We start from the raw sequence: 15094 nt of genomic DNA, 5'->3' as shown, positions 1-15094 counted from the left end.
GTAGAAAAGATTGTTATTTTTTTTTATATTTTGTATAATAAATGAAAAACATGTAGAGTATAGAATGGAGAAAAGAATGGAAAAACATTATGATTATCTGTTGGTAGGAGCAGGATTATTTAATGGTGTTGTAGCACATGAAGCGGCAAAAAGGGGAAAGAAGTGCCTGGTTATTGAAAAAAGAGATGTTCTTGGTGGGAATATTTACTGCAAAGAAGTAGAAGGAATCATGGTACATGAATATGGAGCCCATATTTTTCATACAAGCAATGAAGAAGTTTGGGATTATGTAACAGATTTGGTTGAATTTAATCATTATATTAATTCGCCGGTAGCAAATTATCATGGAGAAATTTATAATCTTCCGTTTAATATGAATACATTTAGTAAAATGTGGAATATTTCAACTCCGGAAGAAGCAAGAAAGATTATTGAAGAACAAAAAAGTGTGATAAAGAAAGATCCTGAAAACTTAGAAGAACAGGCAATCAGTCTTGTAGGAACAGATGTATATGAAAAACTGATCAAGGGTTATACAATGAAACAGTGGGGAAGAGAATGCAAAGACCTTCCAGCTTCTATTATTAAACGAATTCCAGTTCGTTATATTTATGATAATAACTATTTTAATGATCCGCATCAGGGAATTCCAAAAGGTGGATATAATGAACTGATTGAAAAACTGTATGATGGATGTGATGTTATTCTTGAAACAGATTTCTTATCTGATAAGGAAAAATATACTAGTATGGCAGATCATGTTGTATATACAGGAACAATCGATGCTTATTTTGATTACTGCTATGGAAAACTGGAATATCGAAGCCTTCATTTTGAACATGAGTTATTGAATGAATATAATCATCAGGGTGTAGCAGTTATGAACTACACGGATAGTGAAACTCCGTTTACAAGAAAGATTGAACATAAGCATTTCGCGTTTGGAACACAGGAAAAAACAGTTGTTACAAGAGAATATCCTGCGGAGTGGGAAGACGGAATGGAACCATACTATCCAGTCAATGATGAGAAAAACAGTACTCTTTATGAAAGATATAAAGAACTTGGAGAAAAAGAAGAAAAAGTATTATTCGGTGGACGTCTTGGAGAATATAAGTATTATGATATGGATAAGGTTATAGAGTCAGCACTGAATTTTGTAAAGCAATATTTATAGGGAAGAAGAGAAATCGTCAGTCATTGAAAAGGCTGGCGATTTTTGTTCTATATTTTTATGAAACTTTATGGAAAAGTTTATCCTTCTCCTTGATGTTAGGCAAAACTCACGTTATAATTAAACTTAATGCAATTTTGAGATTTATTAGGAGATTAATAGATATGGAACAGTTAAAAACAGAGTCACAAAGACAATATGATTATATGGAACAGATGAAATCATGGGTTGCAAAAAAGTCACAGGAGCTTGGAAGGCCTCTGACTTGTCATTGCACAACCTTTGGGTGTCAGATGAATGAAAAAGATTCAGAAAAACTTCTCGGAATCTTAGAAACCATCGGGTATCAGGAAGTGGATACAGAAGAAGCAGACCTTCTTTTATTTAATACTTGTACCGTTCGTGAAAATGCAAATACAAAACTATATGGACATCTTGGACAAGTAAAAAAGATGAAGGAACGCAACCCGCATATGATGATTGGATTATGTGGATGTATGATGCAGGAACCGCATGTAATTGAAAAAATACAGAAAAGTTATCGCTTTGTAGATATTGTATTTGGAACTTATAATATTTTTAAACTAGCTCAACTTCTAAAAGCAAGAGTAGATTCTGGAAGCATGATTGTTGATATATGGAAGGATACAAATGAAATTGTAGAAGATCTTCCAAGTGACCGCAAATTTTCATTTAAATGTGGAGTCAATATTATGTATGGATGCAATAATTTCTGCAGTTATTGTATTGTACCTTATGTAAGGGGAAGAGAAAGAAGCAGAAAACCGGAAGATATTATAAAGGAAGTAACACAGGTTGTATCAGAGGGTGTGAAAGAGGTTATGCTGCTTGGACAAAATGTTAATTCTTATGGAAAGACATTGGAAGAGCCAATGAGTTTTGCAGATCTTTTAAGAGAAGTAGAAAAAGTACCTGGACTTGAAAGGATTCGTTTTATGACTCCACATCCAAAAGATCTTTCCGATGATTTGATTGATGTGATGGCACATTCGAAAAAAGTATGTAGTCATATGCATTTGCCAATGCAGTCTGGAAGTACAAGACTGTTAAAAGCGATGAATCGTCATTATACAAAAGAACAGTATTTGGAACTTGCAAAGAAAATCAAAGAACGAATTCCAGGAGTTTCTTTTACAACAGATATTATTGTTGGTTTTCCTGGAGAGACAGAAGAAGATTTTGAAGAAACATTGGATGTTGTAAGAAAAGTTGGATTTGATAGTGCGTATACTTATATTTATTCAAAACGTACAGGAACACCTGCAGCTTCTATGGAAAATCAAGTTGACAAAGATGTGATCAAGGATCGTTTTGATCGTCTTCTTGCAGTTTTAAAGGAAACATCTGAACAAAATTGTAAGAAAAAAGTTGGACAGATAGAACGAGTTTTAATTGAAGAAGTAAATACACATGAAGAAGGTATGGTAACAGGAAGACTGGAAAACAATCTTCTGGTTCATTTTAAAGGATGTAAAGAACAAATTGGAACAATGGCAGATGTAAAACTTGTAGAAGAAAAAGGTTTTTATTATATGGGAGAGCAAGTCAATGGGTAAACTAACACCAATGATGCAGCAATATATGAAAATCAAAGAAGAAAATAAAGATTGTATTTTATTTTATCGTCTTGGAGATTTTTACGAGATGTTTTTTGATGATGCATTGCTTGCATCCAAAGAACTGGAAATAACATTAACAGGGAAAAATTGCGGATTGGAAGAGAGGGCCCCAATGTGCGGGATTCCTTACCATGCGGCAGATTCTTATTTAAATAAGCTTGTAGAAAAGGGCTATAAAGTTGGAATTTGTGAACAGGTCGAAGATCCAAGTCAGGCAAAAGGTATTGTAAAACGTGAGATTGTAAGAATTGTAACGCCTGGAACTAATATTTCGCAACAGAGTCTTGACGATGAAAAAAATAACTATCTGATGTGTATTTTTTGCAATGATGGGAGTTATGGAATATCTCTTGTTGATATTACAACAGGAGATTTCCGTACAACTTCTATGGATCGTCTATCAAAAGTACAGGATGAGATTTTTAAATTTACACCAGCAGAAATTATTTGTAATGATGCATTTTTTATTAGTGGCATCGATATTGATTATCTAAGAGATAAAATGTCAGTTGTGATTTCAGGCATTGATCATTATTATTTTGATGAAGAACAAGCGATAGAGCGCATTAAACAACAGTTTAAAGTTGGAAATATAGAAGGTCTTGGACTTGCAGACTATCCACTGGGAGTCATTGCGACGGGTGCTCTTCTTGGATATCTTCATGAGACACAAAAGAGTTCTCTGGATCATCTGATGCATATTACAGCTTATGAAACAAGTGAATTTATGATCATTGACAGTTCCAGTCGAAGAAACCTGGAACTTTGTGAAACCTTGCGTGACAAACAAAAAAAAGGTTCTCTTTTATGGGTACTTGATAAGACAAAAACAGCAATGGGTGCCAGGATGCTTCGAAATATGCTGGAGCAGCCGCTAGTAGATAAAAAAAAGATTGAAGAACGTTATGATGCACTTGATTCTTTAACAAAACAGGCAATTGTTCGTGAAGAATTAAGAGAATATTTAAATCCAATCTATGATTTGGAACGTTTAATGACAAAAGTAAGCTATAAAACAGCAAATCCAAGGGATTTGATTGCGTTTAAAATATCTTTGCAGTGGCTGCCGCCGATTAAAACCATTTTGAAAGAATGCAAAGATCCACTTCTTATGAGACTTCAGGAAGATTTAGATCCTCTTTGCGATCTTTATCAGCTTTTAGAAGATGCAATTGTTGAGGAGCCTCCTCTTGCGATTAAAGAAGGTGGTATCATTAAAGAAGGTTTCAAGGAAGATATTGATCATCTGAAACGTGCCAAAACAGAAGGTAAACAGTGGCTGATGGAGCTTGAGGAAAGAGAACGACAGGCAACTGGAATCAAAAATTTGAAAGTAAAGTTTAATAAAGTATTTGGTTATTATCTGGATGTAACGAATTCCTATAAAGATTTGGTACCAGAACATTATATTCGTAAGCAAACACTTGCTAATTCTGAACGATATACGACAGAAGAATTAAATCAATTAGCGGATACAATTCTTGGTTCAGAAGATCGACTGTATGCGTTAGAATATGAAACATTTGTCACAATTCGAGAAACTCTTGCAACACAGATGGAACGAATTGCTAAAACTGCACATGTTATTGCTCAGACTGATGCGTTAGCATCTTTGGCTTACGTAGCAGAACGAAATCATTATGTTCGTCCTAAATTAAATATCAGAGGAACAATTGATATTAAAGATGGAAGGCATCCAGTTGTAGAGCAGATGATACCAAATGATATGTTTATTGCAAATGATACATATCTTGATCAGAAAAAAAATCGGCTTGCGATTATCACTGGCCCCAATATGGCAGGAAAATCAACATATATGAGACAAGCTGCATTGATTGTTTTGATGGCACAGGTAGGTTCCTTTGTTCCGGCGACAAAAGCGAATATTGGAATTGTAGATAGGATTTTTACAAGAGTTGGAGCATCAGATGATCTAGCATCTGGACAAAGTACTTTTATGGTAGAAATGAGTGAGGTTGCGAATATTTTACGTAATGCCACAAAGAATAGCCTCTTGATCTTAGATGAGATTGGAAGAGGAACCAGTACTTATGATGGCCTTTCGATTGCATGGGCAGTTGTTGAATATATTAGCAATCCAAAATTGCTGGGCGCTAAGACATTGTTTGCGACACATTATCATGAGTTGACAGAATTGGAAGGAAAAATTGATAGTGTAAACAATTACTGTATTGCAGTTAAAGAGCAGGGAGATGATATTGTCTTTTTGCGGAAAATCATTAAAGGTGGAGCAGATAAAAGTTATGGAGTGCAGGTTGCGAAGCTTGCAGGAGTACCGGAAAGCGTGATTCAAAGAGCAAAAGAAATTGCAAGAGAGTTAAGTGATCATGATATTGCTTCCAAAGCAAAACAGATTGTTCCATATGGCGAAGTAGAACAGCTTTCTCTATTTCAACAAAGTGATGAGCCAACAATGGAACATCCATTTATGGCGGAATTAAGGGAAAAAGATCTTTCACAAATGACACCGCTTGAGGCGCTAAATTATCTTTATGTTTTGCAGGATCGCTTAAAAAAAGAGGAATAATTTATGGCACAGATAAAGTTATTAGATCAGAAAACCATTGATAATATTGCAGCGGGAGAAGTGATAGAACGACCAGCTTCTGTTGTCAAGGAACTGGTAGAAAATGCTATTGATGCGAATGCGAATGCTGTTACAGTAGAAATCAAAGATGGTGGAATGACTTTGATTCGCGTAACAGATAATGGATCTGGAATACCGAAAGATCAGGTTAAAACAGCATTTTTAAGACATGCAACAAGTAAAATACGAACAGTTGAGGATCTAATGTCGGTATCTTCTCTTGGATTTCGTGGAGAGGCACTTTCCAGTATTGGAGCCGTAGCTCAGGTGGAATTGGTGACAAAAACGGCAGGTGGATTTAGTGGAACTTCCTATAAAATTAGTGGTGGAGAAGAAGAGGAGTTTTCAGAAATCGGTGCACCGGATGGAACTACTTTTCTTGTAAAAAATATTTTCTATAATACACCAGCCAGGAGAAAGTTTTTAAAAAGTGCAACTACAGAGGCTAGTTATGTAGAACAGGTTATGGTTCATATGGCATTAAGTCATCCAGAAATATCATTTAAATTTATTCACAATAATCGGAATAGAATTTATACCTCGGGAAATGGAAATCTAAAAGATATTATTTATCATATTTATGGAAGAGATGTAGCATCTGCGCTAATTGAGCTTGAGGCAGAAACAGATAATATAAAAGTTTATGGGTTTGTCGGAAAACCTCATATTTCCAGAGGAAATCGTAACTATGAAAGTTATTTTATTAATGGAAGATATATTAAGAGCCCATTAATTTATCGTGCGATTGAAGAGGCTTATAAAACTTTTACAATGACTCATAAATATCCATTCATTTGTTTGAATATGGAAATTCGTCCGGACCTTCTTGATATTAATGTGCATCCAACCAAAATGGAAATTCGTTTTGAAAATGGAAATGAATTGTATGAACTTCTTGCTACAAAAATTCGGGAGGTTTTGCTTACCAGGGATTTAATCCCGCAGGTACAGTCAGATAAAGAGAAGAAACGGGAAGGACAAAATCGAAAAGAAGTACCAAAAGAAATGTTGACAAAATCAGGTTTGGTATCAGATGTAAAACTTGAGAAAAAGAAAATGCCGGAGCCGTTTGAAAGAAATCGAAGACGAGAAGAACAAAAAAGCAGCTCAGTTTATGCAGGTCTTAATTATGATATAAAAAAGAAATCGTTTCCTTCTATTGAAAAGGAAGAAGAAAAGCCGCATCAAATGACATTAAATGAAACTTCTGTTTTAGAGGAAAAAGCAAAACCAGGAAGAAAAGTGATTGGACAGCTATTTCGCACGTATTGGCTGATTGAATATGAAGACGAATTGTTTATTATGGATCAACATGCAGCGCATGAAAAAGTAAATTATGAAAAGCTGATGCGGGATTTTAAAAAGAAGGAAATTTATAGTCAGGGATTGGAACCGCCGCTTGTTATTACGGTATCTATGTCAGAAGCAGAAGTTTTAAGAAATTATGCGGACATTTTTGCAGGGCTTGGTTTTACAATTGAAGCTTTTGGAGGAAATGAATTTTGTATTCGTCAGGTCCCGGCAAATCTTTATGGAATTGGAGAAGAAGATTTATTTATTGAACTGCTGGATTGTGTAAGCAGAGAAAGTCCAAAGGCAAATGTTGACATTATTACGGACAAAATTGCAACAATGGCATGTAAAATGTCGATTAAGGGCAATCAAAAAATTTCTTTGCCGGAAGTGGAGCATTTACTAGATCAGTTAATGGAGCTTGAGAATCCATATCAATGTCCGCATGGGAGACCAACGATTATTAAAATGAGTAAATATGAAATAGAGAAGAAATTTAAGAGAATTGTTTAGGAGGCTTGTTTGTTATGGAAGATCAAAAATTATTAGAACTTGCAGACAAAGCAAAAGAAGCAGCATATGCTCCGTATTCAAATTTTAAGGTAGGGGCAGCACTGCAGACAAAAAACGGGAAAGTATTTACAGGATGTAATGTGGAAAATTCCTCTTATGGAGCTGCAATTTGTGCGGAACGATGTGCCGCTGTAAAAGCCATCAGTAGTGGAGAAAGAGAATTTGAGGTAATTGCGATTGCATCTAGCGGGGAAGATACCGTATATCCGTGTGGAATTTGCCGACAGGTACTTCATGAATTCGGCCCGGATATGAAAGTGATTTGTCAAAGTGCCAATGGATATGAAAGTTATCGATTATCAGAGTTGATGCCGAAAGGATTTTAAGATGAAACCAATGATCATATTAACAGGACCAACTGCGGTTGGGAAGACAGAATTATCGATTGGACTTGCCAAAGCGATAGATGGAGAAATCATATCTGCAGATTCCATGCAGGTTTATAAAAAAATGGATATTGGAACTGCTAAGATTACATCACAAGAGATGCAGGGAATCCGACATTATCTGGTAGATGAACTCGATCCATCGGAAGAATTTCATATTGCAAAATTTCAGGAGATGGCAAAAAAAGCCTTGAAAGAAATTTATGACAGAGGAAAAATTCCTTTAATTGTTGGAGGTACTGGTTTTTATATTCAGGGATTGCTTTATGATATTGATTTTACAAAAGAAGAAGGAGATAAGCAATATCGCACATTCCTTCAGGAAATAGGAAAAAAAGATGGGAAAGAGAAACTTCATGAAATGTTGAAGGAAATTGATCCAGTTTCTGCGCAGAAAATTCATTGTAATAATGTGAAACGAGTAATTCGTGCTTTAGAGTTTTATCATCAGAATGGATATCCAATTTCTGAACATAATGAAAAAGAAAGTCAGAGAGAATCTCCATATCAGTCGGCATATTTTGTTTTAACGAATCAAAGAGAAGTTCTTTATGACCGAATCAATAAGAGAGTGGATCTTATGATAGAGCAAGGTTTGGTTGATGAAGTGCGGCAATTAAAAAAAGAAGGATATGAAAAATCTATGGTATCCATGCAGGGAATTGGCTATAAAGAAGTGTTTGATTATCTGAATGGAGGGTGTTCGATGGAAGAAATGACAGAACAGATAAAGAAAGATACCAGACATTTTGCAAAAAGACAGCTCACATGGTTTCGAAGGGAAAAAGATACCATTTTTATTGATAAGTCTGAATTTAAAACAGAAACAGAAATTTTGACATACATGTTGGAAATACTAAAACAGAAAGGCATATGGAATGGATAGTTTAAAAGAATATTATAAATCGCTAGGAGTCGATGAAAAAGTATATAATTTTTCAAAAAAAATCGAGGAAGGATTATCTGATCGATTTCAGAAATTTGATCAGATAGCAGAATTTAATCAGCTGAAAGTTTTAAAAGCGATGCAGACACATAAGATTGCAGAGGCACATCTTAGTGGAACAACGGGATATGGCTATAATGATATTGGGCGTGAGGCAATCGAAGCAGTGTATGCTGATGTTTTTCATACGGAAGATGCTCTGGTACGTCCACAGATCACTTGTGGAACGCACGCACTTGGTTTAGCTTTAAGTGCTAATTTAAGACCAGGGGATGAAATTCTTGCAATTTCTGGAAAACCTTATGATACTCTGGAAGAGGTGATCGGAATTCGTCCATCAAAAGGATCACTTGCCGAGTATGGAATTACTTATGCACAAGTTGATTTACTTTCTGATGGAAGTTTTGATTACGAAGGAATTAAAAAAGCAGCAAATGAACATACAAAACTCATTCATATTCAACGTTCCAAAGGTTATGCGACAAGGCCGACATTATCTGTTGATCAGATTGGACAGGCAATTGCATTTGTAAAAAAATTAAATCCAAACTGGATTGTTATGGTAGATAATTGCTATGGAGAGTTTGTGGAAACAAAAGAACCATCAGATGTTGGAGCCGATATGGTCGTTGGATCGTTGATTAAGAATCCTGGCGGAGGATTGGCACCAATTGGAGGATATATTTGTGGAAAACATGATTTGATTGAACAATGTGCTTATCGTCTCACAACACCAGGACTTGGAAAAGAAGTTGGAGCAACGCTTGGGGTAAATCGACAATTTATTCAAGGACTTTTTATGGCACCAACGGTTGTAAATGCGGCTTTAAAAGGAGCTGTTTTTGCTGCAAATTTATATGAAAATCTCGGATTTAAAGTTGTCCCTGATGGGAGAGAAGAACGTCACGATATTATACAAGCAGTTGAGCTGAAGGATCCAAAGAAACTGATTGCTTTTTGTGAAGGAATTCAAAAAGCATCACCAGTAGATAGTTATGTAACACCGGAACCTTGGGATATGCCAGGATATGACAGTGATGTAATTATGGCGGCTGGTACGTTTGTCTCTGGAGCTTCGATTGAATTAAGTGCTGACGGACCGATGAAAGAACCATATGCTGTATATTTTCAGGGAGGGTTAACCTATCCACATGCAAAATATGGGATTGTCATGTCTCTTCAGAGAATGGTTGAAAAAGGACTTCTTGAAATTTAAATAATAAAAAAAGCAGGAAGGAATATAAGAAAAATTTAAGGAAAACAAAGGGTTGTTTTCTATACATCATAAAGAAGTTATGGTAAGATAACTTTGAGAGAAATATTTTTGTTTCCTGTCTGGAAAATTATTCTGGTCCGGAAAGGAATCATTATGACAAAAAAACATCAGACGATCAAAGAAATTCCAGCTTTAGAACGACCTTATGAAAAGTGTGAGATATATGGGCCCGGACATTTATCTGATGCAGAACTTTTGGCTGTGGTCTTAAGAAATGGGACAAAAGATAAGACGGCAGTGGAACTTTCCAGAGAAATTTTCGCATTGCATCCATATTATCAGGGTTTACTTGGTATTTGTCATTTGTCAATAGAGGAACTTAGAAAAATTTCTGGAATTGGAAATGTGAAAGCAATTCAAATTTTATGTATTGTGGAACTTTCTAAAAGATTGGCAGCAACAAAGGCAGAAAAAAAATTAAGTTTTCATTCACCAAAATCGATTGCAGACTATTATATGGAAGGAATGCGTCATTTAAACAGGGAAGAGATGATATTAATTTTTTTTAATGGGAAAAATAAAGTCATTAAGGAATTAAAAGTTTCTGTTGGAACTGTTAATCAAACAGTGGCATCTCCGAGGGAATTGTTTGTGGAAGCTTTGCGCTGTGAGGCTGTATCTGTCATTATGATACATAACCATCCATCGGGAGATCCAACGCCAAGCCGGCAGGATATTTTAACGACTAGGAGAATGAAGGAAGCTGGAGAGTTGGTTGGGATTCCGTTATCAGATCATATTATTATCGGTGATCATGCATACGTCAGTTTTCGGGAAGAACAGATTATATAAAAAAAGACAGAAGACAAAAAATGACAGAGAGAATAAAAATCATATGAAAATAATGGATATTGTAAAAATGAAACAATGAAACGAGGATGATTTATGAAGTTGCAGAGGAAAAAAATAAATTCTAATCATTATCTTGCAATCTTTATTGTGATTTGTGCGATCTTGATTGGAGTCAGTGTGTTTGCAGGCAGCGTTCTGACACCGGTAAAAAGTGCATTTACCTTCGTTCTTTCGCCAATGCAAAAAGGAATTAATACGGTTGGAAATGCGGCCTTTTCCTGGAATGAGGAAACAAAGACAAAAAAAGAACTAAGAACAGAGAACAAACTTCTGAATGAAAAGTTAAATGCAATGAGAATGCAGAACCGTCTGTTAAAGCAAGATCAGGTGGAATTAGATCGTCTTCAAGGTTTGTTGAAACTGAAAAAGAAATATGAGAAATATCATACAGTGGGAGCCAGAGTTATAAGTAAAGGTTCCAGTAATTGGTTTGAAATTTTTTCCATTGATAAAGGAAGCAAAGATGGCATTAAAAAGGATATGAACGTCATTGCGGATGATGGATTGGTGGGAATTGTTTATGATGTAACGGCCAATTCAGCAAAGGTGCGTACAATTATCAATGACACAAGTATGGTGAGTGCCATGTTCTTAAAAACTTCAGATTCTTACTGTATTGTAAAAGGAAGCCTTGATACCATCGAAGATGGTTATTTGGATGTTGTTTATATTGATAAAGATGCCAAGGTAAAAAATGGAGATGAAATTGTTACATCTAATGTAAGTTCTAAATTCAATGAAGGAATTACTATTGGGAAGGTTTCTAATATCAAGATGGATTCTACAAAGCTTACAAAAACAGCAAGGGTAACTCCAGTTGTAGATTTCAAACATTTAAAAGAAGTTTTGGTTATTACTGATATCAAAAAAACAGAAAATCTTGATACGAATACGAAAGAATAGAAGGTGGTTGCATGAGTATAAAGAGAATCATATTTTATATTCTGGCTGTAATCGTTTGTTTTCTTTTGCAGACAAGTGTATTTGAGTTCCTGAGCCTTGCGGATGTTGTTCCAAACATTCTTCTCATTCTTACAGTAACGATGGGATTTATTCGCGGGAAAAAAACAGGAATTGTTATTGGATTTTTTTGTGGCTTGCTGATTGACATTTTTTCAGGAAGTGTAATGGGACAGTATGCATTATTATATCTATTTTTTGGATATGCTAATGGATGGTTTCATGCGCGCTTTTATGAAGATGATATTTTGCTTCCAATTGGATTATTAGCAGGAAATTCTCTTATTTACAGCTTTGTTATGTTCTTTTTCTTCTTTGTATTAAGAGGAAGATTTCATTTTATCAGTTATCTGATCCATATCATGATACCAGAAGCTGTTTATACAGGAATTGTGGCATTGATTTTATATAAAATACTGTTGGCGATCGATCTAAGGATCAGCGATGGTGAAAAAAGGAGTATGTTCTAGTGTTACGGAAATTTTATCAGAGAGTAGAAAAATTACTGGAAAACAGATTGCTTGCTTTAACCGTGTTGTTTGGCATTCTTTTTTGCGTATTAATCTGTCGTGTGTTTATTTTGGAAATTGTTCAGGGAGAATCACATAAGAAAGATTTTACATATAAGGTACAAAAGACAGTAAAAACATCAGGGACAAGAGGAAACATTTATGATTGTAATGGAAAACTGTTGGCTTATAATAAGCTTGTTTATACAGTGACCTTTCAGAATGATAATGAATTTAAAACATTAGCAACAAAAAATAAAACGTCCGAAAGCTACGAAAAGAATAAGGTAATTCATGAAGTTGTACAAATCCTTGAGAGAAACGGAGATACTTTTATTAATGATATTCCAATTGAAATTACAGGAAGTGGTAAATTCCGTTTTACAGAAACTGGATCACGATTGAAGAAATTTAAAAGGGATGTTTTCGGAATTGGAAGTGATACATCGGATCTTACAAGTGCAGAGAAAAAATTAAGAAACCAGCAGTTGAATGCCACGGCAGAACAGGTTTTTGAGTATTTAAGAGATGGAACAATGGGTTCTGCTGGAACTGGAAAAATGTTTGATATTGATAAGAAATACTCAAAGGAAGATGCACTTAAAATTATGTCAGTACGCTATAGTGCTTTCCTAAGTCGTTATTCACAGTATATGAAAGTTACGATTGCAAATGGAATCAGTAGTAAGAGTATTGCGGAATTAGAAGAGCGAAGCAGTGAACTTCCTGGAATTGATATTAGTACAAAGTCTATTCGTGTTTACAATAAAAGTGAGGCATTGTCTCATGTTGTTGGATATACAGGAACAATTAATAGTGACGAATTAGAGACTTATAATAAAGGAAAGAAGGAATCAGACAAAGATTATTATTCTAGTGATGAGACGGTTGGAAAAGCTGGTGTGGAAAAACAGTTGGAAAGCTATTTACATGGAGATAGCGGAAGTCAGACTTTGATTGTAAATAATATTGGAAAGATTGTGAAAACGACGAAGACAGTAAAAGCAGGAACAGGAAATAATGTAACGCTTTCGATTGATAGTCGTCTTCAAGAATATGTTTACAAACTTTTAGAAAAAAAGATTGCAGGTATTGTTCTTTCAAAGTTAACGACATCTGATTCCAAAGGAAGTGATAGAGAGCATATTATGATACCAATCAAAAGTGCTTATTATGCTCTGATTGGAAACGGTGTCATTGATTTGGAAAATTTAAATGGAAATGATGCTACAGCTTATGAAAAGAAGATGTATAAAAAGATTCAGAAGTTGGATGATTCAGCTATTTCTATGATCAAAGATATGTTATTGAACAGCAAAAAGCCTTATAAAAAAGAAAGTGATGAAAAACAAGCTTATGCAGATTATGTTTATAAGTTACTTGTAAAAAATAAGGTATTGCTTTCAAGTTCTATTGATACAGAAGATAAAACTTATCAGCAGTGGAAGAGTGAGAAAATTGGCCTTGGACAGTTCTTACGTTATGCAATTAATAAAGAATGGATTGATATTTCGAATCTGAATGTGAATAATAAGTATAATAATACAGAGGAAGTTATGAAGGCACTTGTTTCTTATCTTGAAAATGCAATGCTTGAAGCGGATGATTTCGATACAACCGTATGTGAACAAAAGATCAATACTGGAAAGTTAACTGGAAGAGAAGTGTGCCTTCTCCTTTATGAACAGGGTGTTTTAAAGAAAAAAGGAGATAGCGATTATAATAGTCTAAAATCAGGAGCTTTAAACAGTTATAATTTTATTTATAATAAGCTGAAAAAACTGGAAATTACTCCTGCCCAGCTTGGTTTGGATCCTTGTTCCGGATCGATTGTAATTACGGATTCAAAGACAGGGAAAATAAAAGCACTGGTTAGTTATCCTGGATATGATACCAATCGTTTATCAAGTGGAACAGATAGCGGATATTATAGACAGCTTGCAACGTCTTCTTCTACACCGCTTTATAATCAAGCACTGTATCATAAGACAGCGCCAGGTTCTACTTTTAAACCATTGTCTGCACTTGCAGGTTTGAATGAAGGGGTGATTACAACGAGTACAAGCATTGATTGTACTGGACTGTATGATAAGATTACACCACCGGCGAAATGTTGGAAATATCCAAGTAGTCATGGAAGTTTAAATGTGTCTGGTGCGATTGAGGCATCTTGTAATTATTTCTTTTATGAGGTAGGATATCGTTTAGGAAATAAATCTGGAACTTATAATAGTGAGGAAGGGTTAAAATACCTGAAAAAATACGCAACACAGCTTGGATTAAATAAAAAGTCTGGAGTGGAACTTGGGGAATCAGCCCCACAGGTATCCGATGAGACATCCGTACGTTCAGCAATTGGACAGGGACGTAATAGTTTTACACCTGTTCAGATTTCAAATTATGTAACGACATTATCCAATCGAGGAACTGTCTTTGACCTTAGTATTTTAAATAAAGTTACGGATACAAATGGAAAAACAGTCAAAGAATATAAAGTTAAGAAGAGAAGACAGTTAAATTATAAAAAACAGTATTGGGATGCTGTTCAGTCTGGAATGCGTAGAGTTATTACTGGAAGCAATAGTTCTGTCAGCAGTCTTTTCCAGGGAGTAAGTTATCAGATTGCTGGAAAAACAGGAACGGCACAGGAAGATAAGAGTCGTCCGAACCATGCATTATTTATTTCCTATGGACCGTATACGAAACCGGAAATTTCCGTAACTACGGTCATACCATATGGTTATACTTCATCTAATGCAGCTGCAACTGCAAAAGATGTATACAAATATTATTTTGCAAATGAAAAAGAAAAAACAAAACTTGAGAAAGATAAGACTGCAAAAGAAGCAGGATCACAGGCAGCTGGAGATTAACAGA

The 15094-nt window shown here is 35.1% G+C and carries 11 protein-coding genes; all 11 read left to right on the top strand.

Annotated elements, in window-relative coordinates; all coding sequences use genetic code 11:
• The first annotated feature begins 76 nt into the window (after positions 1–76).
• The 11 genes from glf (at position 77) to KQI71_RS00975 (ending at position 15090) form a co-directional block, all read left to right on the top strand.
• Positions 77–1177, top strand: coding sequence for a UDP-galactopyranose mutase (gene glf / locus KQI71_RS01025; RefSeq protein WP_216433199.1), 1101 nt, complete (start codon positions 77–79; stop codon positions 1175–1177).
• Between the two features lie 161 nt (positions 1178–1338).
• Positions 1339–2751 (top strand): tRNA (N6-isopentenyl adenosine(37)-C2)-methylthiotransferase MiaB, encoded by a 1413-nt coding sequence (gene miaB, locus KQI71_RS01020; protein WP_216433197.1) that lies wholly within the window; start codon positions 1339–1341, stop codon positions 2749–2751.
• On the top strand, positions 2744–5362 hold the full coding sequence (gene mutS, locus KQI71_RS01015; protein WP_216433195.1) for a DNA mismatch repair protein MutS: 2619 nt from the start codon (positions 2744–2746) through the stop codon (positions 5360–5362). The genes miaB and mutS overlap by 8 nt, the downstream gene beginning before the upstream one ends.
• Before the next feature lie 3 nt (positions 5363–5365).
• A complete protein-coding gene (mutL, locus tag KQI71_RS01010; protein WP_216433193.1) occupies positions 5366–7228 on the top strand; it encodes a DNA mismatch repair endonuclease MutL in 1863 nt (620 codons plus the stop codon).
• A 14-nt stretch (positions 7229–7242) separates the two neighbouring features.
• Entirely contained in the window at positions 7243–7614 is a 372-nt protein-coding gene (gene cdd, locus KQI71_RS01005; protein ID WP_216433190.1) for a cytidine deaminase, read from the top strand.
• 1 nt (position 7615) lies between these two features.
• Positions 7616–8560, top strand: a complete 945-nt coding sequence (miaA, locus tag KQI71_RS01000) for a tRNA (adenosine(37)-N6)-dimethylallyltransferase MiaA (protein WP_216433188.1) — start codon at positions 7616–7618, stop codon at positions 8558–8560.
• Positions 8553–9836: a methionine gamma-lyase family protein gene (locus KQI71_RS00995; RefSeq protein WP_216433186.1), complete on the top strand. Its 1284-nt coding sequence runs from the start codon at positions 8553–8555 to the stop codon at positions 9834–9836. The genes miaA and KQI71_RS00995 overlap by 8 nt, the downstream gene beginning before the upstream one ends.
• Before the next feature lie 153 nt (positions 9837–9989).
• The gene (gene radC, locus KQI71_RS00990; RefSeq protein ID WP_216433184.1) at positions 9990–10688 is read left to right on the top strand and encodes a RadC family protein; all 699 of its coding nucleotides are present in this window, start codon (positions 9990–9992) and stop codon (positions 10686–10688) included.
• A 93-nt stretch (positions 10689–10781) separates the two neighbouring features.
• Entirely contained in the window at positions 10782–11651 is an 870-nt protein-coding gene (gene mreC / locus KQI71_RS00985) for a rod shape-determining protein MreC (protein ID WP_216433182.1), read from the top strand.
• A gap of 11 nt (positions 11652–11662) precedes the next feature.
• Positions 11663–12178 carry a rod shape-determining protein MreD gene (gene mreD / locus KQI71_RS00980; RefSeq protein WP_216433179.1) on the top strand — a complete coding sequence of 172 codons (516 nt, stop codon included), beginning with the start codon at positions 11663–11665 and terminating at the stop codon, positions 12176–12178.
• Positions 12178–15090, top strand: a complete 2913-nt coding sequence (locus KQI71_RS00975) for a penicillin-binding transpeptidase domain-containing protein (protein WP_216433177.1) — start codon at positions 12178–12180, stop codon at positions 15088–15090. The genes mreD and KQI71_RS00975 overlap by 1 nt, the downstream gene beginning before the upstream one ends.
• The last annotated feature ends 4 nt before the right edge of the window (positions 15091–15094 follow it).

Origin of the sequence: Anaerostipes sp. MSJ-23 (assembly GCF_018918155.1) — a bacterium.
Classification (GTDB): domain Bacteria; phylum Bacillota; class Clostridia; order Lachnospirales; family Lachnospiraceae; genus Anaerostipes.
This window is presented reverse-complemented; position numbering and strand designations above follow the sequence as displayed.

Excerpts from the sequence above, each read along its gene's own strand:
- miaB (WP_216433197.1), top strand. The coding sequence starts at position 1,339 with ATGGAACAGTTAAAAACAGAGTCACAAAGACAATATGATTATATGGAA.
- radC (WP_216433184.1), top strand. The coding sequence starts at position 9,990 with ATGACAAAAAAACATCAGACGATCAAAGAAATTCCAGCTTTAGAACGA.
- mutL (WP_216433193.1), top strand. The coding sequence starts at position 5,366 with ATGGCACAGATAAAGTTATTAGATCAGAAAACCATTGATAATATTGCA.
- cdd (WP_216433190.1), top strand. The coding sequence starts at position 7,243 with ATGGAAGATCAAAAATTATTAGAACTTGCAGACAAAGCAAAAGAAGCA.
- glf (WP_216433199.1), top strand. The coding sequence starts at position 77 with ATGGAAAAACATTATGATTATCTGTTGGTAGGAGCAGGATTATTTAAT.
- mreD (WP_216433179.1), top strand. The coding sequence starts at position 11,663 with ATGAGTATAAAGAGAATCATATTTTATATTCTGGCTGTAATCGTTTGT.
- mutS (WP_216433195.1), top strand. The coding sequence starts at position 2,744 with ATGGGTAAACTAACACCAATGATGCAGCAATATATGAAAATCAAAGAA.
- KQI71_RS00995 (WP_216433186.1), top strand. The coding sequence starts at position 8,553 with ATGGATAGTTTAAAAGAATATTATAAATCGCTAGGAGTCGATGAAAAA.
- mreC (WP_216433182.1), top strand. The coding sequence starts at position 10,782 with ATGAAGTTGCAGAGGAAAAAAATAAATTCTAATCATTATCTTGCAATC.
- miaA (WP_216433188.1), top strand. The coding sequence starts at position 7,616 with ATGAAACCAATGATCATATTAACAGGACCAACTGCGGTTGGGAAGACA.